Genomic DNA, 22,482 nt, shown 5'->3' with positions numbered 1-22,482 from the left:
TGATTCTACATACTGATTATCACGAATCTCGTCGGAATTTATCGAACTCTATTGGTTTCCTAACATTTCCACTCATTATATGATAGAAACAACGAGTAAATTATTAGGAGGTTGGGAGTTTGCCCTTATTACATATGAAAGAGATTTCCACTCCTTTGAAGTTCATTGGCATTAAATTCTTCCGCGACAATGATGGCTATACTTATATTAAAGTAGGAAGCCGGCCCCGTAAACGTTTATTCTCCTAGCACATTCTTTTTTTACCAATGAACACTTAAACAGGAGCTTTAATCGTGTAACCTTAGGAACTGGGCGTGGATTCCAGGAAAACAAGATTGGATATCCATTTAAAACCACGAAAGGGTGTCCCCCGACATTTGGGACACCCTTTTCACTGTTATTTACCCGCAATAAGAGTATCCAGCATAATCCCGTTATATAAATTGCTCGGGTTTTATTACAAAATACGCTGCTTTTTTACAAAATTACCCCTTTATATGGTACATTAGTATTATAAAATGAGATATAGAAAAGAACAGTCCTCACGAATGAAACGGAGAAGAAATCATGTTGACGCAAGCCCAACAAAAGGTGAAGCAGGAACTGGAAGAACTGAAGGTAAACGGAATACTTCATGATGAAACAGTAACCGTTTCTCCAGTTTTCGTACAGCCCATATCTAAATGGCCGTTTATCTTAATCGGACTCCTAGCTATAGGTTTCATTTTATGTTATTTTGCTGTGAATATGGCTGTACCATCCACTCAAAGCATTCAAAACTATTTATCCAAAGAGCTGGAACTCAACCAAAAAAGCGCCAGTCTATTAGCAGACGTTACCAGCAAAATCACATCGGATCCTCAGCAGGCAATAAATGCGCAGCAAAAGTTGTGGGACAAGGCCAATGACCTTTCAGCTCCTGCTGGTTTTAAAGAGCATCATCAGGATTTTCTTGTTATGATGGAGCATCGGTACACGATCCTATCCCACCTTGCTGTATCGAGTCCCCTTGACCACCATTCACTCAATCGATACCAAATCGAGCTGGAAGTGAAACAGGAGTTAGCCCTTGATAGCCTTATAAGAGCATTTGATAAACAAGATATTGAATATCAAATACGCGAAGATGGTTCCATCCAATATTGGATTAACCAGAAACCTTTTGAATATAATATAAACCATTATTAAAATACCACATAGGAAAGAGGCTGCAGCCAGAGGCAGCCTCTTTTCATTGCTCATTGGTGACGGCAATGGCTTCCGTTATTTCCTGCTGCTGTTTTAAACGTTTTTGTGCCGATTTTTCCAAACTCCACAGAATGATGTGCAAAATGAAAACACCCAATGCAAATACTTCAACGGCATAATAGAAGTAATACCACGATAACGTGGCCGTGATGTCATAAAACGAATGGACCAGTACCACCACCCACAAATTACGTGTCCACAACAAGATGACTCCAAACACCAAACCCATATCGGCGAAGGTCACAATCGCACCGATTTTCACGGGCCATGGCTCGGCCGTGTCTAACGTATGATCCACTCCAAATAAAATGGAAGTCAGAAACAGGGCAAGCATGAGAAAAATATCCCGTGATCCCCTCTTCCAACGGCGGGAAAAGATTTTTTTGCAAACCATAAGAATTAGGATCATATAAGCAAGCCGCCAAACCTCTTCCAGCCCGGCTAGCATATCCGTGTAGATGTCTGCCCCAAGGGTATCGACTTGATCGGCAAACGTCCAAAGCGGGCTAGAGTCTACTTCTGTGCCCGCTTCGTAGTTTGCGGATGTTTGCGCCACCGTATAGTCCTGAACATATTGGTCATAGTCCGTGCTGAAATCATCAAAGCTATAACTGGAGTATATATTGACAACATAGCTGCCCAAGAAAAATATTAAAAAAGCACCAGTGAATTGGAGCATGAGTTTCCTTTTTGGCTTGGGGCTTGCCTCCTGGGGCTGAAGGCGGCGATGCAGTTTTAAACCGACAAAAAACGACGAAACCATCACAGCGTCATATAAGGTACTGGCCAAATAGCTATAACGGTTTAGGTAGAGAAGGATCTCTGCCCCGAACGTCACCATCAGGATGGCCACTAACATTTTTTTCGATATCGGTTCAGTTAAATTTGTAGTCATGAACGCCTCTCCCTGTAATTAAGATGGGTTTACGCAGCACTGCCCCTTATCCGGCCAACAGATGAACAGCCAAAATCCCAAGTCCATTGAATAAAACCAAGAATAAGAAACAGGCAATGATCCACTTCCATTTTCTTGACATACCGCAACCCCTTTATGAAGAATCCTCCGTAATGGAAGTCCACTTTCAATAGATTGTAATAGTAATAATTTAGCATATCACTTGGTAAATATCATTAGAAATATTCCAAAGACCACTTCTATCATCCAACCATATAATCAGGAAACTCCTGACCAAAGCGTATATCTTTGTCATTTTCAGGGAAAACAGGACATATGATGTACAAGCTAGAGGTATCAACTTCCTTGTGATTGATTTTATAGAATAGGGGTTAGAGAGATGAGACGTTTTTTATCAATTATTCTTGTCATCGCCATTGTGGCTGTTTTATTAGCTACTAATCCGAAACGCTCCGAGTATGTCGAGTGGGTGAACCAGCAAACGATGGAACAATCTTCGAACATTATTGAAAAAGGCTTCCTTTCCGTTGCCGGAAAAACGATTTTTGATACGGGTACCACACAGAAAGATTACTATTTATTTACGGTTTATAGAACAGATTTTTCCGATGTGGGCATGGGAAAGGTGACCGCAGTGGGAATATTCAACCGATTTATACCACTCTCAAAAAACAACTAAAACAGGCTGACCCGAGTCAGCCTGTTTCGTTAGTTATCGACTTTTTCCACTTGGAAAACCGGTACCTGTACGGTTTCACCGGTATCCAGTGTGATGGTGTCATAGCTATTAAACGTACCAATATAATAAGAGCTATAGTAGCTGTTTACCTGTGAAGCACCTTTAAGGAGTAAATAGCTCGTATCATATCGATAAGTAGAATAATTATAGGTCTGGCTAATCCTTACTAGCGGCCCTTTACTGGAGTTGGCTGCGATATTGGCGGGAAACCGTACCTTTTGTCCTTGATACTGGGTAATATCCTGCACATTGATATCTGTATAATCTACTTTAATTTTCGAGAAGCTGTATTTCCCATAGTAGTCTGGTTCGTAGTAAGACAACTCGCCTTCCCCTTGACCTACAGGGTTGTCCACTAAGAGCGCCCCATCCGGTTCGACTGTAAGATTGTCTGCGTGAACATTAAGAATTTCCGTCATTGTACTGCTTTGAATCTCATATGCCAGGTATTGATGCTTGCGCGAGGTGGATTTGGCATCGACAAAAATCATCGGTATATCGGATCCGTTAAAGCTACTCTTCAGTTCAAGCTTATTTACGGTTGTACCACTTAAAAGTGTCCCTTTCGTTACTGTCATATCCTGGTCGCCAATCAGTTTTCCAAAATAAATGCCTCCCTCAGCATCTATTGCCGCCACTGCACTATCTGTCCCCCATTTGTTTCTAGCATTGACAAACTGAGGAAATTGCTTGTCGGGATATAATCGCTGCAGGACACGAATTGGTTCATATCGGTCCCAAGCAAGATTGGTTTCCGCAACTAGTTGTTCAGTATCCTCTAACGGTTTCAGAGCCTCATAAATTTTCACCGCATCCTCATACTTATTGGCACCTGCCAACTTCTTGGCATTTGCCAGTAACTCATTTTTCGTTTTTTCAATATAGACAATAACATTCGACTGGTCCATCTTTGCCGAAAGCTTTTGAATGGAGTTCGCCTGCTCAGCAAAGGCCGCATAGTCCTTTGCGTCCATAGACGTTTTCAGGACCTTAAGTAAATGTTCATCAAGTGTCGATACCAGCCAATCGCTGTCAATCGAAAAATTGGACAGCATTCCGAATTGACGGTTGGCTTCTGAGACCAGTTCAATTAATGAATCGTCAGCTGCAATCATCTTGTTCATTTGGTCTTGATAATATTTTAAAAATGCATCTTGAATTTCGTTTGTTCTGGCCGACTCGCTGCCATAGTATGCTGCTGGTATCTTATTTAGCTTGTTGTAGATGGTTTCTTCTTCATCCTGATCCTTTAGGCTGCCAGTTTGTAATTTTGCTATCTCTTTACTTTTTATTTTAGAAAAATAAAATTGCAAATCCTTATCGATTCCAGTGAGAGCAAGCATTTCTTCGTACATGTCTTTTTTCACTGGGCTTGCTTCAATCCATTTTGCCCGATTTTTTTGCCAGTTTTCATACACATCAACCAATTCATCCAAATTTTCATCGTCGAATTCATCTGCTGCTTTATCATCCCAGTCTTCCATTTGCTCACGAATTGGGGATAAAATAGAAAGCTTTTGATCAATTTCTTTGTTATGGTCGGTAACCGCAACGTTGAGCTTTGCAGCCCGGAACTTTTTCTCCGCGGCAATTAAGTCCCCTTTTTGGAAAAGACCCATGGCTTCTTCAAAAAGGGTGAGCTTTTCATGAGCAAGTATAATTTTACCGCCAACGAGAATCATCATAACAGCGAGCAGAATGAGAATAAAGTTTCGTGAAAAATTCACTTTTTTATATACGGTAAGTTTGAACATATGTTAGTCCTTTCTACGAAACAAACCGCTTAAAATCGGGATCGTAATTATATTTCACAGTCACTAAGCTTTTTGTTTTTTCACCAAGGGCTCCCCAATTGATATCAGGGTTGGCATAGATAATGTTACAAAGCCTTAATACCCGTTCTTTTGGGAAGTACTCAAGGAATTCTTCAATAAAATCGGAAAACTCGAGAATATATAGCTTCATTCTCATTGCTGTTCCTGCCACCGCAATAAGGGAATCCATGCCAAAATCCCTGATGACTTCTTCCTTATACTGAACAAAATACCCAATACATCTTTTGGTCACTAAGCTGCGATTGATCTTGATGGCCTCTAACGTGTAGGTTACAAAATCAGCATCATAGGATAAAGGAACAAGCCCTTCAATCTCCAGTTCCATGTCACTGCGCAAGATAATTTGGTTTAACACCCTGACTTGCCGCTTTTTCACTTCATCGTTCGAGATAAAGCCGCCTATTTCCCGATACTTTTCATATGATGGTGCAAGCAAGTTTTCCCTGGCGTCTTCCTCAGCCAACACCGTATCATATTGAATGCCAGACTTGATTTTTGGAAGGTCGCTTCGGAGCAATTTCTTGAGTTGAATGAAGTGTTCAGACTTAAAGTAGAAAACGGTTAGTACCACATAAATTAAACAAAAAACTAACCCGGCAAATAAGGAATAGTACAAGGCTTTTACAGTAGGAGCAGCGACAATTCCGATACAAACCAGGATTAAGATTAGACTTGCTTCATTTAATAATCTATTTTTCACAATGGTTTTTACTAAACTATCCAATTCGACAAAGGCAGCACCGCATTTGGGGCAGTGATCATCTTTTAGTACAGAGTATCGGTTGCATTTTTTGCACATTTTCAGCTTTTGAAAGCGGAACTTCGTCCGTTTCTTCTTCGTTAGTTGTACGGCCTGTTTAGCCATTAGCTTCACCCTCATTAAGCATGATGATCAATTCCTCATCGATTTCTTGAAAATTGCCGCTGTTTCGTTTATTTTTTATCAATTTATAAGCTTTCCAAAAAAGGATAATCACTAGAAGACTAGTAAAGCCAATGTTATACATATATACTTCCCCTTTTGCTTTTTTATGGGACTGGGACATTTTTCTGCAAAGCATCCCAATATTTTACCAAAAAATACATTACCTTATATTATAATAGTACTATTATAATATTTCTAGGCGAGAATTGTTTGGGAATCTACTGGTAACGGTGGTAAAATAGTAGTATCATGCAATTTTTGTAGTGATGAATCGAATTTTCAGGAAAACTGCTTATAGTGAGGGGTTCACAGATGTTAAAAAAATGGTTTAGTAGTTTTATTGTCATCACTATTCTTCTTTGGCATTTCAGTTTGCTAAATTCACTAGCGGCCAGCCCGACAAATTCCAGCTCCCGAATTGAGGGAATGCTGGTAGTGGATGTCAGTAATTCGATGAAGAGCAGTGATCCCAATAATATTAGCAGTGAAGCGATGAAGATGTTTGTCGACATGGCCTCCTTAAAAGGCGATAAAATTGGCGCCATTGCCTATGCCGATAAAGTCATGCGCGAAAAGGCGCTGGTTACCATTAAATCGGACCAAGACAAAAAAGACCTAAAAGACTTCATCGATTCTGTCGACAAATATACTTATACTGATTTATCGGCCGGGGTAAAAGAAGCCGTTAAGGTGCTCGACTCCAGCCATGAACAAGGCTATTATCCGCTGATTGTTCTTTTGGCGGATGGGAATAACGAACTGGACCCAAAAGGATCCAGAACACTTGAACAGGCAAATAATGATTTAAATCAAGCCGTTGCCGATGCGAAAGCAAAAGGATATCCGATTTACACAATTGGCTTAAACGCCAATGGCAAGCTCAATAAAGATGTTCTCTCGAATGTGGCTTCCAGCACGAACGGAAAATTCTTTGAAGCCAATTCAGCAGACCAGCTGCCGGATATTCTCAGTGAAATTTTTGCCAATCACCTCAAATTAAAAATCGTTCCAGTGACTGAGCTGGTGGCAAATGGCGATTTCCAAGATGTAAAAATTAATGTTCCGAATGAAAATGTCTTAGAAGCCAACATTTCCATGATTTCCAACCAGCCGGTAGAAGTGAAGCTAGTGGACCCAGCTGGCAAAGAAGTCCCTATCCCTTCTGACCAGGCCCTAATGACCCAATCACGGACTTATTCGATGGTGAAGCTAACCAAGCCGGTCCAAGGGGATTGGACGCTTAAAGTCAAAGGAGTTCCACAGGATAAAATTGATATCAATCTAATCTTCAACTATGATTTGCAGCTAAAGATGGACCCGCTTTCTAAGAAAACTTACAAGTCCGGAGACACGGTGAAAATCAATGCCTATTTTGAAGATAACGGCACACCCGTGGCAGATACTTCGATTTATAAATCGATGAAATCTACAGTTTTAGTGAAGGATCTGGACAATGGAAAAACAGAAGAAGTCAGCCTATCAGCTGATGATAAAGGCTTTACCGGCCAGTTTAAATTGGGGAATTCTAGCAGTTATGAAGTATCGGTAAAAGCAGAGGATAACAGTTTCTTCCGTGAAACGGCACCGCAAAAAATTACGGTGCAAAAAAAGGCAGCTGCACCTGCAACAAATTCTTCTACAGATGAAGACAAACCGTTCCCATGGTTAACAGCCGCTCTCATCGTCTTGGGTGTCCTAGTAATCGGTGTCTTGCTCTACTTCCTGTTTAAAAAATGGAAAGAGAACAATCGCGGTTTCAGCGGCCAAATGGTGGTAGAAATAAAGGATGAAGATACCGGAGAACGTTCCAATCCGCAATATAGAAAATTAAAAGGGTTTAAAGGAAAGTTCCAGCTTCATCAGCTGCTTGGGCTGAATCCGGAATTTGCCGAGACTAACCAAATTGTCTTTAAACCGGCTGCCGGTGACTCATTGCTGATCATCAATCAATCAAACTGTACGATTGAAAAAAGCGGCAGGGCCATTGATGCAAAGAAAGGCCAGGTCATTAAACGGAATGACCGCCTGAGAATTGTCTTAAAACAGGTGAATAAATCCGTTTATATTGAATATATCAGTTAAGCAGCCACAACTTGTCAGGTCCATCAAAATGGGCCTGACAAAATATTGAAGCTTTACATGAAATTTAATCGTCCATATATATAGGAATGGCAGCCAAGGAGGAATAGTGGCATGAGAGCAAGTGTAAAAGAACATATCCAACAGTTAGATGTTTCCATGGGCGGAGGAATTATTTCAGAGAAAATCCGTGTTGATACAATTGACAATCCGATGCTTGTAATTGGACTTGGCGGTACGGGGATTGATGCGTTATTAAGACTCAAATATCAAGTCAACCGCCGGTTTAAATTACCAGAAGACCCTCTTTCCAAAAAGAAAAAGGAAAAGCCAAATAACATTGAGTTTTTAGCTTTTGAAACCAATGAACAAGACAAGAACAAAAAATACAAGGGAATTGGACTAGATCCTATTAAAGAATACGTTCTTCTGTCTAACCCGGAAATCGGCAGCGTGCTGTCCAACCGCAGCACGATGGAGCCTTATATCAAGGAATGGTTATCACCGGAATTGTCGATCACCGATGGAATCAGCGGAGCATCCGGTATCCGTCAGGCAGGCCGACTGCTGATGTTCACCAAAATTAATCAAGTCGTCCAAACCATTGACACGAAAATTAATGCCGTGCTCGAAGGAACAGGCAAGCGTCTATATGTCTTCATTCTCACTGGCCTTTCTGGCGGAACAGGAAGCGGTTGTTTCCTTGATATCGCCTACATCGTTAGAGGCATTATGACTAAAAAATATGGATCTGCCGGTTCTGACCGCCTAAACATCCTTGGCTACCTCTTCACCCCAGACGTGAACTTGTCCAAGAAAGGGATCAGTTACCATACGGCCGAATATATTGAAAAAAATGGCTATGCAGCCTTAAAAGAGCTCGACTATTGGATGAATACAGAGGAAAGAAATGAACGATGGATTCAGAAATACGGCAATATGCTTACGGTTAACTCGCAATTGCCGCCATTTAACCTTTGCCACCTCATCTCAGGAACCAACCTGGATGGAAAATGGCTTGAGAATGCCTACGATTACTGTATGAACGTTACGGCAGAAAACATCACGAACTTCATGGCCAGTGAAGATAAATTCTCTGACGAGTTTGCGATTCATGACTATATTAGTAATATCCACGCTAATATTGCAGGAATGCATAAACCATATGCAGCTAACTACCTTTACAACGTTATTGGTGCTGCTACTGCCGAAATTCCTGTTGAAGAAATGACCACATACGTAGGATACAAACTGTTTGAAAAAATGAATAGCATGTTTGAATCCAATCCGGACCAAACAGACGTCGATCAATTTGCGGAAAAACTTCGGATTGATCCGGATTCGCTTCACCAACGATTTAACGAGCGTGTCCCAGAAGCACTTTCCGGCTATGAAAATAGTGAGCGTTTCTCCTACAACAATGTGATTAAAACATCTGTAACCAACTTAGATGAAGAATTATCGAGAGAGTACTTACTTAAGGCAAAGGAACAATATCGCAAATACAAACGGCAGCTTCCTGGTGAAATTATGGAAGAGTTCCGCCGCCAAGTGGAAAGAATGTTCTTAAATCCCAAAAAAGGGCCAATCTATGCATCACGCCTGATTTACTCCAAAGATAGTTTTTGTTTATTAACAACCATCCAAGTATATATTGATGGTTTGCGCGACCGGTTAGAGCGCCTGCCGAAAGCGATCCAATCGGAACAGGAGTATGCTTTCAATAAGCTTGAAGATGCCCGAAGTGCCTTCATTTCAAAAGATAGGAAAAAGAACGCCTATATTGAAGCTAAGTTAAATGAATATTATGCACGGGCAGAAAAAGAACGAATCGAAGAAATGATTGAATTTTATGAAGACCTGTCCCAGCAAATCAACAGCCAAAATAACAAGATTTATGAAGTTTATAAAGAAATCCTGGATGCGCTGAAAAATATTTTCCAAAAGAACGCCAATATTTTGGTCAATGGCGAAGAAGTTAGACATGACAATAATGCGACCTACTACTGGCAGGTCGTCAGTGTTCCAGATGTCGCCCGTGAAATCCAGAATATGTTTAACTCGAAAGACGGAGAACTATTAATCCAGCACTGGTCAGAAATGCTCCTTGAGAAGTCTGCATATTGGGTCAATGAAACTGATATCGATATCATCGGCACTGTTTCAGAGTTCCTAAGCGACCAGTTCGGTGAATTAATCACCAAATCCATGGAAGACTTTTTACGGATCAAATACGGCGACGATCAGCCAATCGACCGGATTATTGAAGAAAGAATTGCCGCACGCCTTGATAAGGATGCGCTGCCTGTATTCCACCTGAGAGACAGCCATGGATCGCTTCATTTCCCAGAGTGGGGATTTGTTTCCCTCCCTGTAAAGGCGCCAAATATTTACGCAGGGGTCAAAAATTATCAAAAGAGTTCCTTCTCTAATTTCACTGTTAAGCAAAGTGAACTGAAGAACCGTATTTTCTGGTTAAATACGAAAAACGGAATTCCTTTGTATTCTTATTCACCATTGCAAAAGTTTGAAGAAACCTATGAGAAAACTATATTAGAAAAAGAAGGAATTGGCCGTCACCTCGTGCAAACCGAGAAGGAAAACTGGGCTTACCTCCCTTCCCCAATCCCTGAAAGGTCATGGGGGGACACTTACCGGAATGAGCGCCTCCTGGCATACAACGCCAGCGTTCGCGCCATGTTTGATCAAGCAATTGGGTTCAAGGTAATTGCCGAGAAAAATACCGACCAAAATACGAGCGCAAGATTCGAATGCCATTTTACAAAAGAAATCAGCATAGCTGACCTGTACGCCCAGTATGAAATTGATCCAACACACATCAGCAAGGCAAGCCTAGGAAACCTGAAGCAAGTTCACCGCCAACTGAAAGAAATGTTTAACGGCGGCATGAATCCAGATGGCATGATCGATATTTTTGGCAGCACCAATGTAGATATGGCCAAGGAAAACTTTATCCGCTCTCCCAAGCTGATTGAAAAAGTGAAGCAAGAAGTAAGAAAGTATAGCTTAATACAAGAAAAAATGACAGAGATTGAACAATTTATTGCTGCTCAAAATGAAAAAGAAGCATCAATCAACAAATTTATCCAAGCTGTGTATACCAAAACGATTCGCAAACGTGGCGCTTTATACGTGTACGATAAAGAAATTGAAGAAGATGCATGGGAGCCGCTAGTCAATTTAATGAAGACTTCCAAATTTGTTGATTTTGAACTTTATCAAGCTTTTAAAGCATTACCGACAAGGAAAATGGACCAGCTTGAGAAGAAATCAGACCAACGAAGCAATGAAATGATTTCCCAAGAAAATGCAACTGAGCTTGTCGCTGCACTTGAAGAAATGGCTGTCACTTATGCAAAGGAAAAAGAAGCCCTTGATTATGACTGGCAGGATTTGATGAATGGCGAGGAGCTTTACAGCTTCTATAAAGAAATCATGATTAAAGTGAATGACATGCTCCGTCAGTTACAGTCGTAGTTTTTCGGGATGATTTAGGCCACAAGCATTATTGCCTGTGGCCTATCATACCTATTTTTTATCGGGAATTGTTTCTCTATGGGGGGAAAACAACATTGAGAGAACTTTTGCAAAAATACGCCATTAACTTTTCTAATCAACTGGAAAAAATGACAGTTGAAGAAAATGAACAGCGAAGTGTCAACCACCCAATCGTCTTTTTGTTTTTGGGAGATAGCGTCAAAGATGCTATGAAATCGATTATGGAAATCAATGAAGAAAGATGGCACAACAGCTCAGGTGTGCTCTATTTTCATGCTTATCAAACAGAGACGCTGCAGAACAGCCAGAACGTTGTTTCTTTTCAGCTTCCAGGAAAAGGGTTTGACCGTAAGACCATTCGCAGAGGATTATATGACGCCTTTAACCAGGACGACAACAAGCTAATTGAACTGAATAAGGACTTCCGAAAACTTTCCACGATGATGGCGGAATACGGGAAGGTTTATTCTTCTTTAATCAAGCTGAACCTATGCGTAGTAACTGCCATTGACGACCCATCCAATATCCTAATCCAAGAATTGACCCTGCTGCTAAAAAGCATCCTTCAGGAATCTTTTCGATCGGTAGAAGTCGACCTATATGGGTTAATAACAGAAAAGAAGGACGGCGATCATTTTGCCTACTCCACCTCACTTGGGATTAGCTTTCTCAAAGAGCTGGATCGCTATCAAAGCGATGAATACACTTTTAGCCGTGATCTCCAGCTGACAGAGGACCACCTGCGGCTGACAGTCACACACCCACCTTCCCCACTGTTTGATATGGTGTATTTATTAAGTGACAAAAATGAAGCCGGCTTAATTTCGAGTGATGCCGCCCAGCAAAACTATGAGATTATCAGTAATCTCAATTTATTAAAAAATCGCAAAATGATAACCGATTACCATGAAAAAATGGACAGCTATAACCACCAGGACTTTAAAAAGGGAATTCGGGGAAGTTTAAATGAACCTGTTTATGCTTCTGCTGGCTTTGCAAAAGTAAGCCGTCCCAATAAAGCCATTGCCCTAAATGCGGCAAACCATTTCTTCCAAGAACTTTTGGCATCGTTAAAAGAAGCTGGGACCGAAAGACGTGAAACTGTCCTTAACCTGTTAGAACTCACAGAGGCAAACTTTCAAAAATATTATCAGATGATCCTCCCCTCGAGCGAAAAAATCGACGATATGAATGGATTAATGGGTGTGACCAACTCCTATCAGACAATCAAAAAATTGTCTGTTCGGGAAGCCGAAGAGCACTTATTTGAAGACGGGACAGAAAGATTCTTCGCTGTCAACTTTAAAGAGCCCGTCCGCGAGCATCTGCAAACGATAAACCCGAAAGCACATATCGAGCGCTGTTTGGAAACAAACATTATTAACAATGAAAAATACGGCCTTTACTGCGCCTATATATGGACTGCCCCTTCATCCGAGGGTAGCGTAAGTGCAGTCGATGAAATCAAAAAAATGCTCCGGGACGTAAAGAATGAAAAATTAGAAGCGGAAGCACGGATGGAACAGCACTACCAGCAAATGGTCGACCATTGTGATTTTAAGAAGAGCTATCTGCCATTTTCCGATAAGAAAAACTTAAGCAGCTTCTTACAGTACTTTTTCGAAACCGTTTATGGCACCAAGTATGAAATGCTGAGGCTTGAGGTAAAGGAAGTCATCTTAAAACACTACCTTGGAGTCTTAGAGGAGAAACATCAGTATCTGGCTCCAAAAATTGAGCTAGTCCAGCAGGTTGAATCACAGCTAAAGCAAGCGGCTGCCGAGAGTCTATATGACACCGATGACTATCTGGATAAAAATATCCGCGAATATTATGGTGAAATGATTAAGGGCATAACCGCCAAACTTAAGGAAAAACGCGGTCTCCACTTCTTTTCGGAAGAGCGCTTTTTTGGCAATCTGCTGTCTATTCTTGAGAATGGAGCGAAAGCATTGCTAGAAAGATTGCTTGACGTTTGCAATCATGAAATCCTAACCCAGGAAGAGTTTCATCGCAGCTTTGAAGATGAGCTATTAGAAAGAGCCAACGTGATGACGCATTATGATGACAAGAAGGTTCTCACAAAAGAGGACTTATTCAAGCAGCTATACCGCCGCTTGCACGATAACTCTTCTATTCAAATTGAGGTCTTTAACTACTCACAGGAACACCGTTATGAGGAAAGATACTTTTTTGGAGACTTCTACAGCAAATTCATGCGGTATGCTCTAGAAAAAGAACAAGAAACCCGCCTGTTTAAAGTGGGCTGTGCCCATGAAAAAACAGCGAGCGGCATCGAAAAGCTTACCCTTATGGGCGGTTTTCAGTTAAAAGACCTGATGTATTACCAAAAAGGAAAAAGATATTACACAACATATTCAGACAATGGATATGAGTTTCACTCTAGCGGAGGAACTGTTGGCATCCTGCAGGAATGAAGGCAATGATAGGGGCAGCACTGCCCAATCCTACCTTGCAAATCAGACAGTATCTTAAAATTGTCCCGAATGATCCATCCTATATGGTAAGGAGTTTTCAACATGCCTGTCCGAAAATTTAGCTTCCTGTTTTTTATTTTTAGCCTGATTGCCGGTGTCATCGGGGCTGTCTTTGGCGAATGGTTACTGGCCAACTTTTATGGAGTTTGGCCCAATATCCTGCTAATGGGCGCATATTTTGGCCTGCTAGCCCTGATTGCCGGGCTCCTTTGTTTACTGGCAGAAATCATCTCACCTGTGATAAATGGACGCAGCTGGCGAGTTGAATACTCGGGGTTTTCGTGGAAAGTTTTAATCCCCTCGACACTCGTGATGTTATTTGCTGGAGGAATCATTTTTCAATTCTTATATTCTCTTAATTTCGCAAATGTTAAACCCCCGGACGATATTGTACTGGTGCTGGATATTTCGGACAGCATGAACAAGACAGACCCGGACCATGAGAGCCTAATGGCTGCGGGCGGGCTTATTTCCAATATGAAGCCAAGCCATCGCGCGTCTATCATTTCTTTTAACGAAAACGCCTTTGTCACGAAGCCGATGTTTAAAATAAGTGACAAGGACGAACGTGCGGATGCTATTGACCAGATTAACGCTCTGGAAGCAAGCGGAAGCACAGACATCGGGAATGCCTTAGATAGAGCGATGAAAGAGATGAACAGCCATGAAAAAGCCGGACGAAAACCGATGGTCATCCTGTTCTCCGATGGGTATAGTGAACTGGATCTCGATTCTGTCGTCAAGCCATACCAAAAACAAGACATTGTCATCAATACCGTGGGCATGAGCAAGATTGACAAAGGCGGGGCCCAGCTGCTCAAATCAATTGCTTCAAGTACAGGCGGCTCGTTCCATGATGTCAAAAATGCGGATGACTTAAAAAATGTGTTTGAGAAGATCTATCTCGAAAACCAAGACCGGCTGCTAGTGACTGAAAGATACGGCGTATTTAAAGACAGCACCTACCTTGCTGTCCTGCATGTTTTATTGATTACATTAATCGGCGGATTGTTTGGCCTGGCACTAGGAATCCTATTTGACAATCGTTATTTAGCAAAAAGTTACTCGATAACAGGGCTGGCATCCGGTTTATTGGCCGGATTAGTTCTTGAAATCGGTTTGCAGGACTCCGCTCTTCTATCGGGATTCTCCTACCGGCTCGTTGCCGATATCCTGTTAACAACTGCCACTGGCCTAGGCACGATGATCATTCCAATACGTGAAAAATTTTCAGGAGGAACGCCCCATCATTACAGTGGTACGGGTTCATCTGTACGGGGCACACAGCAGAGAAGAGATACAGCCAAACGGAATTTCGGCATGAAATAACAACACGAAATAAGATTGTGGGTGATTGCAGGTGAACTGGGAACCAATACCTTCCCCTGGTCATGAAATAAAGGATTTACGAAAGACCGTAAGAGATTCGGAAATTCACTTAACTTGGTTTTGGTCAAAAGAAATTGACTTTGTTTATATTTATAAAGCTCCTGCGGATTCAATTAAACCTTTAAATGAATTGGAAAAGCAAGATATAAGGCTCTACACCCGTGAGGAATATAAGGCCAATCAAGGTTATCTAGGCAGGCTGGATGGTTTCGGGCGATATGCCTATCGAATCTTCCCTTGCCAGAAGCGCGACGGGAACCTGATCGTTTATGCTCAGGAAAATAAAAACAATCTCATTTTTATTACGGGTGCTAAAGCAAAGATTAAGTTTTCAATGGTGGTAAAAAAAGTCTTTTTACGTCCCAAAAAACGGGTGCTGATCTCCATTGATACTGAATACCCGCTTGATAAGGACCTTTTAGTTTATGTAAAAAAGACCGGTTCTCCCCCCATTTCGGTTGAAGACGGGACGGTATTTCCCTTTGTCCGTGACTTCCCGGCTGGTAAAACGGAGCTTCCAGAAATTGAATTCAACAAGGACGAATATATACGAATCTTTTTCAGCAATGGTAAACAATCAGCAGAAATCTATGAGCTGATTCCAGAATAAGGAGAGACCCAACATGTTCGGTAAACTGAAAAGAATGTTTGAAAAGAAACCTCCAGAGAATACAAGATTGCCATACTATGATATCGTCTGTCCATACTGCTTTTCCAAGTTTCATCATGAGGATGTCGTTTTCCGAGCGGCGCACCATCGTGATGATGATGAAGCCTTGGCTCTTCAGGAAGATGAGAAGCTAAACAATTACAGAGCAAAATTTGGTCTTGCACCAATTGATGAACTTGAGGCGGTAATCGACCCTTCTACCATAAATGAAGAAAGTAAGATATACTCTGACCACGTTTTGATGGGAATATCCGATCGTTATGCGGTTGTCACTAAGAATCGCCTTTGCCCTAGCTGCCACAACGAACTTCCTGTCACAGCGGGTAAATATCCCAGCAATATTGTTTCAGTTGTTGGAGCTACTTCTGTCGGAAAATCTGTTTATATTACATCACTCATTCATACGCTTCAGCGTGTGACAGCAAACAATTTTAACGCGGCCTGTCTGCCGTTAAACAATTCCATCAGCAGAAAATTTCGGGATGAATATGAGATTCCGCTTTTTGAACAAGGCAATCTGCTAGAAGCAACGGCTGTGACCAAACGGCAGGAACCGTTCATCTTTCAATTTGTGTTTAAAGATGAACATAAGGCTCCGCTGACACTTGTATTTTTTGATGTAGCCGGTGAAGGGATGACCGAAAAAGAATACCTGCAGCTTCATGCTCCGCATATCAAAAATTCGGCTGGCATTCTATTCTTGGTCGACCCGATGCAGGTACGTGCCATTCGTGAAAAATTAATCCATCAGATGGGCGATAATCCGGGGAAAATTGTCGGGTTGGCGTCAGAGCCACGCGATGTAGTGATTTCGCTATTTGAAGACTTCATTGCCCATCAGGAAAACAGTAAAACGGATATCCCGACAGCAGTTGTAATAACCAAGAGTGACTTATTAAACGCTTTAAGCTCGGAAGATGGTGAATATATCCGTTCGAATAGCAATGTATTCCACAATGTCATCCATAAAGGATACCTAAACCTTGATGAATATGAAAATATCAATGGTGAAGTGAGAAGGTTCCTATCAAAGGTAGATATACCATTCGTGGATTCTATTGATGTCTACTTCAGAGATGCTTCTTATTTTGCAGTTTCCGCTTTAGGAAGCAATCCGGTTGGCCAGCAAGTAAGCGGAATAATCAGTCCGATTCGTGTCGATGAACCGTTCATTTGGCTGCTTTACAAGCTGGGATACATCGAAGGGAGACATCAGCAATGAGTGGGAAAATTCAGCAACAGCTATATACACGGGAACGGGGCGGTATCTTTTCTACCACAGATGGGTATGACACCATAGCGATTTCCGAAGGTCTTCAGCCTTCGTTTGTAAAAAAATACTTGCATCCGTTCTGCATCTATCAAGCACCAAAAGCGTTAACAACCCGCGGGGAGAAAGACGCTTCTGCCTACCCGGAGGCTGTCACCTTGTTTCAACCTGAAACCGGTGATCTTGTTATTGGGCAAGCTGTTTTCGTTCCAGCCGATTTCACCGGCGAGCGCAGTGCTTATTTTATGCACAACTATATAATCCCCGATGCCCGGAAGGAAGAATGGATCAAACAACCAGAAAAGCTATTTCAACTAAATGACTACCAAACTTCCTATAATATGGATCAGGGAAAAACGTTGCCTGAACTGGTGACGGTTAGTTATGGAACCGAGGATGTTCTTGCTAAGAAAGAGGAACTGATGGCGGAATTAGGCATTAATGATGACGACTTTAAGCAGCTGTTATTCGCTGTGTTAACTTCCGTCTCCGGAAAGAAAAAAGTGTTTATCTCTTTGAATGTTCCATTGCAGGATTATTCTAAGGCTTCTCTAAAGCTTTTGGAATTGCTCTACCTCTACTTGCCGTATGCCCATCGCCGAAAATTGGGAGCCATGACGTTTACAAGCGACCCGGAGGGCAAAAACTATATCCATGTCATGTTTTATGAGCCAGGCACGTTAAACACGGCGGACCGTTCGATTGAAAAACAGTTCATTTTTGATTTTGCCAACGGTCGGATATCAGGTGTCGATATTACCGGCCAAAAGCATGAGTACCTGGACTTTGCAATAGAGCGCTTTTCACAATACAAACGAATGGACGATTTCTTTGAGTTTGCCGAGACAGCCTTGTCAGGTCTGCCGGAGGAACAAAAGCTTCAGCTATCAAGTTACTATCATTTGACGGACCTGTATTTAACCTTAAACGGCAGTGATGCCTCCATTTATCCAAAAAATAAAGTTGGCTTTTTAAATGGACTTGTTAATTTTTTGCAGACAAACAGCGATGAGAAATTGCCATTGGTGAAGCTGTTTGTCAAAATTCTGACCGAAGAAAAATATGTACGGGATTCGAGCATTGCTCTCGATTATATCCGTGCTGTGGTGTCTGTAAATAAAATCGTCCGCAGCGATGAAGCACTTTCTTTTGTCCTCGATACACTTGAAAACTTCCAGAGTGATCCACTCTTCTTTAAGCTTTGGAAAATCATTGAACAGGATAAGTTCACCAATGAAGTGATCATTAACTTTATTAGTGAACACATATTTTACGAAGACCTATTGAAGAAATATCTCGAGGAACAATTCAAGCAAGGAGCAAGTATTAAGGACATCCTCAACCAAGTAAAATTACTGTTGGGGTTGCCCATTCTGTTGAATGTTGAAATGTTCCATTCGCTTTCCATAAGTAAAGTATATACTTCTATCCAAAATGAGCGGCAAGCATTCGATGGAGTACTCACGGTTAATGATTTTTCTTTAAATATAATAAATCCAAAGTTTGCTAGTCTTAAAGCGGAAATGGTCAAGGCCGCCAAGCTGGCCTTACTTGGTTCAATGAAAATAAATAAATTGAGCATCGATGATATCTTAAAGTTCGGTAAAATTTTCCCGAACGATGTTAAGGTCAAGGATGAGCAATCGATGCGTAATTATACTGTGACCATCACACTACACAAATTGCTCAGCAATCCATCACAAGCCGCATTTGTCAGCCTGAATCCATTAGGAAGGATCGATCGTGAACTGCTTAGAGAAACCCTCAAACAATTATTAACCAAGGTTGCTCCTGAGCATTTTCCAGTCTTAATCATGGCCTATAGTTCGGATACTGGGGAAGTTGATTATCGCGGCATTTTCAAACATCTTGTTCAATTCAGTGATGAGAAAACATTCGTAGCATTCATTAGAATGCACACAAATTGGCTAGTGAATAAACAATACAAATTGGAACTAAGAAGTTATTTAATTAAACATCCCCAGTCAATTTGGAAAGATAAAACCTGCCGCAATGCATTAAAAGAAATACCAAACGGCAGCCTTAAAAAACTGCTGAAAGAAGTAGAAACCGAAACGGCTAGTCCAATAATGAAATTTTTTAAGAAAAATGGAGTAAAGCTGTTATTGTCCCTGCTGGCTGTTGGGGTTGCCGGTGGTGGAGCATGGTTCGGAGTTGATTATTTCTCAGGCAAGAATGATAAACAAGCCGCTGTAAAAACTAGCAATCCGAAAGTAGAGGAAAAGGAGTCTAAGAAAGAGGAAGAAATAAAAGACTCCCCTATTTTATTAGAACAATTTAAAGAAAGTACTGAACAAAATCAAATGTACCAAATCAATCTTGAAGGACCTCAATTCAAGAGGATTTCAATGCAAGTTCAAGGGGTTACACTAACTAATAACGATAATGGAAATTTTCAGTTGGATGTTGCAACCGACACTGGGACAAGCCCCTTTGAAAAAGGCTGGAAGCTAAAAAAGGAATTTTCTCTTAAAGGAATTGAGAATGATTTTGACATTGATGACCAAAACAAAGAAGTGGTGCTAGTGGCAAAAGATGAAACCGGTGAAACGTTCCTGTGGATTTACTCAGTTAATTTAAAAGATGCAATTGAAACAACTGAGACGCTTACCCCTATTTATCGGGTTCATGAAGAGGGAGTCACCAATATAAGTCTGGATGGTAAACAATTAGTGTTAATAAAAGGTGAAAAAGAAGAACCTACCCTTTATCCTTTTACATCTCAATCAAATCTATCAAATAAATAGAAATTGCAAATATAATCCACATACACAAAAACGCAGTTCATTTTAGACGCTGCGTTTTTTGTGTCTCTTTTATTTTTTTACATTTGCTGTAAACGTCGGAGTTGGATGGTCAAAGTTTAATTCCGGTCCGCCGAACGACTCAAGGACGAAATGAAATTCTCCCGGTGCATCAAACTCCACATAATTGCCATGATCGAGCAAATAAGCATTGGCTAATGAAAAACTGCCTGTCGTGTACACATCTGTATAAATTGAAATTTCACCTTGATCAAATTTCCTTTTTACTTCATCATTGGCTGGTATGAAAGCTAATTTATCCCCTACTTTTACGGATATTTCCTTGTCATTTACTGGGATGACGGCCCCAGAAGGATCAATATCAAAAAGCACGGTTTTCGCACCAGCAGGAGCCGATTCACTTCTCGTCTTTTCCTCCAGATTAAACTGGCCATTTGACAAGGATAAGTTTTTCACCCCGATGTCCATTACCGTTATCACATCATTCTGCTTTTTAATCCCAAATCCAGGCCCTGTCCAAACTTGTTGGCCACTTCCCCCCGGCTGAATCATTATGGCATAAATGGAAGCAATTCCTAACGATCCGTTATCTGGCAAATCAAACACCAAGAGTGCCTTTTGCTGATCAGACTGGGTAAGGGTCAGAAACGAATGGATATAGTCCTTGGGCTCCGCCAAAAGGCTTTCATATTCCGATGACTCCCACACCTTCGCCGTACTGCCATTGGCTTCCGTTAACATTGCGACCTTCACGACACCTGACATGTCATCACGTTTTTGTGCAACGGCTACTAGTGTATATGGAGTGCCTGCCAGATTAATGGATTCACCGTTTATTAGTTCCCAGCCTGGAAATAAATCGGCAAACCGGTTCAAGTTGATCGTTGGGCTGTTTTTTTGTGTTTCGCCTTTTTGGGCTGGCATCGTTGCGGTGTTTTTGGCGGCAGCTGGTTTTTCCCCACTGTTGCCATTTGCTTTCTTAGCAGCAGAATCCGGCAGCCCTAGTGCCCAAACCGAGCCAATGACGATACACAGCAAAACAGCTGCAGGCACAAGCCATTTGATCAGTGGATTTGATTTTTGACTGTTTTTTGCGGGGGATTGGGCAGGAACAGGAACCGGTTCTTGCCTCGCTTCCATTGTTTGCTGGACTTTTGTCGGTTTCCCAAAAACCGTCTTGGCTGTTACCCCCTTGTCCACTAAGCCAGGCTTAGGAAACGCCAGTTTTGAAAGAGTCCATTCCTGCAGATCCTCTATCGTTTCAAATCCAATGCCCTCAAAATAGGATTTATTGATTTTGGAATGGTTTCTTAGAAGAGCAATCAATTGATTGATATCATCCTGAACGGTAAGCTTACTTTCAGGGTATAAAACCTCTCTCTCACCGGCACCGTATAAGGTGAGACCTCCGCTTTCTTTTATCCAAATATGGAACCTAGAAATTTTCCCATGGACAAGGCTATTTTGGTGTAAATGGATAACTGCCTCCAGCAGCTGGTCAATTTGGCTCCCCGTTAGGATTTGTCCTTTTTCTAATAGGTTTCCTTCACTTCCGTTCAATACAGCAATAGTGCTATCATCCAATTCATCGATTCGCTTTACGGCAGGCAGGTATTTATAGTTGGTAATTTGATTACCGTAAAGGCGATACAACTCTTTCCAGGAATCACGGAAAACCAGCTTATTCATCAACCTTATGATGGTGATGTCTCCACTGCTTGTATCTTCTGCTTGGTAAACGGTTAAATGCTCACCGGTATAAAGTTCCCTCAATATTCTATATTGGTTTATGTCAGCCATTTTCACAGCTCCCTGACAAACTTGAATTAGTTGGTTGCGGTTCCTTCAGAACTATTTTTCAGTCTGAATTTAAATTCAACCCGTCTTGACTGGTCACGGTCCACTTGTCCATTGGTCATTTTCAACTGGCTTTCTGACCTGCCATTGGCGGTAATATTTTTCGTCACCTCATCCTTGTAAGGAAAGTCTCCGAACTCATCACTTAAAATGTATTTGACCACACTGAAGGCCCGGCGTTGAGATAAATCCAGGTTATACATATAGTCGCCTTTATCATCTGTATGACCTTCAACCACAACCTCCGCGATATGATCCTTATATTTGCCATAAAGGGTGGCAAAGTAGATAGGGATAAACTGGTGCAGCATCTGCTGAAACTCAGGCTTAATGACATCCTGTCCTTCTTCAAACAGTAAGTCATTGCTAAACTTAATCGCACCGGTATCTTTATCGATGGATATCGCGAGATTTTGCTTTTTAAACTCCTGGTCCAAATCATTGACAATGTCTTTCTGAATGTAGGATAACATCTCAATTTGCTTTTCTTTTTCAGCAATTTGTTTGGCCTGCTTGTCGATTTCGATTTGGCTTGCCTTCATTTTTTCCTGCATCGCTTGGGTTTCTTTATTGATGCTGATGATGACCGCCACAAATATGATCAGAATCACCAGCAGAATCGTTGATAGTAAATCGGTAAACGTCGGCCAGAAATTGGAATCCTCATCCCGTCCCGTTATTAGTCTTCTATAGTTTTCTTTCATAACCTTCCATCCTTCTTCCTTCTAGATTCAATGATTAAAATTCTCTT

Annotated in this window: 16 protein-coding genes; 10 read left to right on the top strand and 6 right to left on the bottom strand. The window is 41.4% G+C overall.

Features of this window, described 5'->3' with window-relative positions:
- Window positions 1–119 precede the first annotated feature (119 nt).
- The gene (locus ACY8D0_RS13055) at window positions 120–248 is read left to right on the top strand and encodes a hypothetical protein (protein ID WP_462410940.1); all 129 of its coding nucleotides are present in this window, start codon (window positions 120–122) and stop codon (window positions 246–248) included.
- Between the two features lie 319 nt (window positions 249–567).
- Window positions 568–1,188: a hypothetical protein gene (locus ACY8D0_RS13050; protein ID WP_462410939.1), complete on the top strand. Its 621-nt coding sequence runs from the start codon at window positions 568–570 to the stop codon at window positions 1,186–1,188.
- A 43-nt stretch (window positions 1,189–1,231) separates the two neighbouring features.
- On the opposite strand, the gene ACY8D0_RS13045 is transcribed toward ACY8D0_RS13050, so the two are convergent.
- Window positions 1,232–2,143, bottom strand: a complete 912-nt coding sequence (locus ACY8D0_RS13045) for a CPBP family intramembrane glutamic endopeptidase (protein ID WP_462410938.1) — start codon at window positions 2,141–2,143, stop codon at window positions 1,232–1,234.
- Between the two features lie 400 nt (window positions 2,144–2,543).
- On the opposite strand from ACY8D0_RS13045, the gene ACY8D0_RS13040 reads away from it, so the two are divergent.
- The gene (locus tag ACY8D0_RS13040) at window positions 2,544–2,843 is read left to right on the top strand and encodes a hypothetical protein (RefSeq protein ID WP_462410937.1); all 300 of its coding nucleotides are present in this window, start codon (window positions 2,544–2,546) and stop codon (window positions 2,841–2,843) included.
- Between the two features lie 29 nt (window positions 2,844–2,872).
- Here ACY8D0_RS13040 and ACY8D0_RS13035 read toward each other — a convergent pair whose 3' ends face one another.
- The 3 genes from ACY8D0_RS13035 to ACY8D0_RS13025 are packed head-to-tail and all read right to left on the bottom strand — an operon-like array spanning window position 2,873 to window position 5,745.
- On the bottom strand, window positions 2,873–4,657 hold the full coding sequence (locus ACY8D0_RS13035) for a hypothetical protein (RefSeq protein WP_462410936.1): 1,785 nt from the start codon (window positions 4,655–4,657) through the stop codon (window positions 2,873–2,875).
- A 13-nt stretch (window positions 4,658–4,670) separates the two neighbouring features.
- The gene (locus ACY8D0_RS13030; RefSeq protein WP_462410935.1) at window positions 4,671–5,603 is read right to left on the bottom strand and encodes a hypothetical protein; all 933 of its coding nucleotides are present in this window, start codon (window positions 5,601–5,603) and stop codon (window positions 4,671–4,673) included.
- Complete coding sequence (locus ACY8D0_RS13025) at window positions 5,596–5,745, bottom strand: hypothetical protein (RefSeq protein ID WP_462410934.1); 150 nt, start codon at window positions 5,743–5,745, stop codon at window positions 5,596–5,598. The genes ACY8D0_RS13030 and ACY8D0_RS13025 overlap by 8 nt, the downstream gene beginning before the upstream one ends.
- Before the next feature lie 230 nt (window positions 5,746–5,975).
- Here ACY8D0_RS13025 and ACY8D0_RS13020 point away from each other — a divergent pair, with 230 nt between their 5' ends.
- The 7 genes from ACY8D0_RS13020 (at window position 5,976) to ACY8D0_RS12990 (ending at window position 19,856) form a co-directional block, all read left to right on the top strand.
- A complete protein-coding gene (locus ACY8D0_RS13020; RefSeq protein ID WP_462410933.1) occupies window positions 5,976–7,745 on the top strand; it encodes a vWA domain-containing protein in 1,770 nt (589 codons plus the stop codon).
- A 111-nt stretch (window positions 7,746–7,856) separates the two neighbouring features.
- Window positions 7,857–11,240, top strand: coding sequence for a tubulin-like doman-containing protein (locus ACY8D0_RS13015; protein ID WP_462410932.1), 3,384 nt, complete (start codon window positions 7,857–7,859; stop codon window positions 11,238–11,240).
- A 95-nt stretch (window positions 11,241–11,335) separates the two neighbouring features.
- On the top strand, window positions 11,336–13,699 hold the full coding sequence (locus ACY8D0_RS13010; RefSeq protein ID WP_462410931.1) for a hypothetical protein: 2,364 nt from the start codon (window positions 11,336–11,338) through the stop codon (window positions 13,697–13,699).
- Between the two features lie 102 nt (window positions 13,700–13,801).
- Window positions 13,802–15,088, top strand: a complete 1,287-nt coding sequence (locus ACY8D0_RS13005; RefSeq protein ID WP_462410930.1) for a vWA domain-containing protein — start codon at window positions 13,802–13,804, stop codon at window positions 15,086–15,088.
- Window positions 15,089–15,119: 31 nt separating this feature from the next.
- Entirely contained in the window at window positions 15,120–15,758 is a 639-nt protein-coding gene (locus ACY8D0_RS13000) for a beta-mannanase (protein WP_462410929.1), read from the top strand.
- A gap of 13 nt (window positions 15,759–15,771) precedes the next feature.
- Window positions 15,772–17,040 carry a TRAFAC clade GTPase domain-containing protein gene (locus tag ACY8D0_RS12995; RefSeq protein WP_462410928.1) on the top strand — a complete coding sequence of 423 codons (1,269 nt, stop codon included), beginning with the start codon at window positions 15,772–15,774 and terminating at the stop codon, window positions 17,038–17,040.
- Window positions 17,037–19,856 carry a GAP1-N2 domain-containing protein gene (locus tag ACY8D0_RS12990; RefSeq protein ID WP_462410927.1) on the top strand — a complete coding sequence of 940 codons (2,820 nt, stop codon included), beginning with the start codon at window positions 17,037–17,039 and terminating at the stop codon, window positions 19,854–19,856. The genes ACY8D0_RS12995 and ACY8D0_RS12990 overlap by 4 nt, the downstream gene beginning before the upstream one ends.
- Before the next feature lie 69 nt (window positions 19,857–19,925).
- Here the strand turns inward: ACY8D0_RS12990 and ACY8D0_RS12985 are convergent, their stop codons facing one another.
- Window positions 19,926–21,674, bottom strand: a complete 1,749-nt coding sequence (locus ACY8D0_RS12985; protein ID WP_462410926.1) for a hypothetical protein — start codon at window positions 21,672–21,674, stop codon at window positions 19,926–19,928.
- A gap of 26 nt (window positions 21,675–21,700) precedes the next feature.
- On the bottom strand, window positions 21,701–22,435 hold the full coding sequence (locus ACY8D0_RS12980; protein WP_462410925.1) for an OmpA family protein: 735 nt from the start codon (window positions 22,433–22,435) through the stop codon (window positions 21,701–21,703).
- Window positions 22,436–22,482: the final 47 nt, after the last annotated feature.

The sequence above is a fragment of the Neobacillus camarae genome (genome assembly GCF_054950115.1).
The sequence above is the reverse complement of the archived record's forward strand: the minus strand, read 5'-3'. Positions and strand labels throughout refer to the sequence as shown.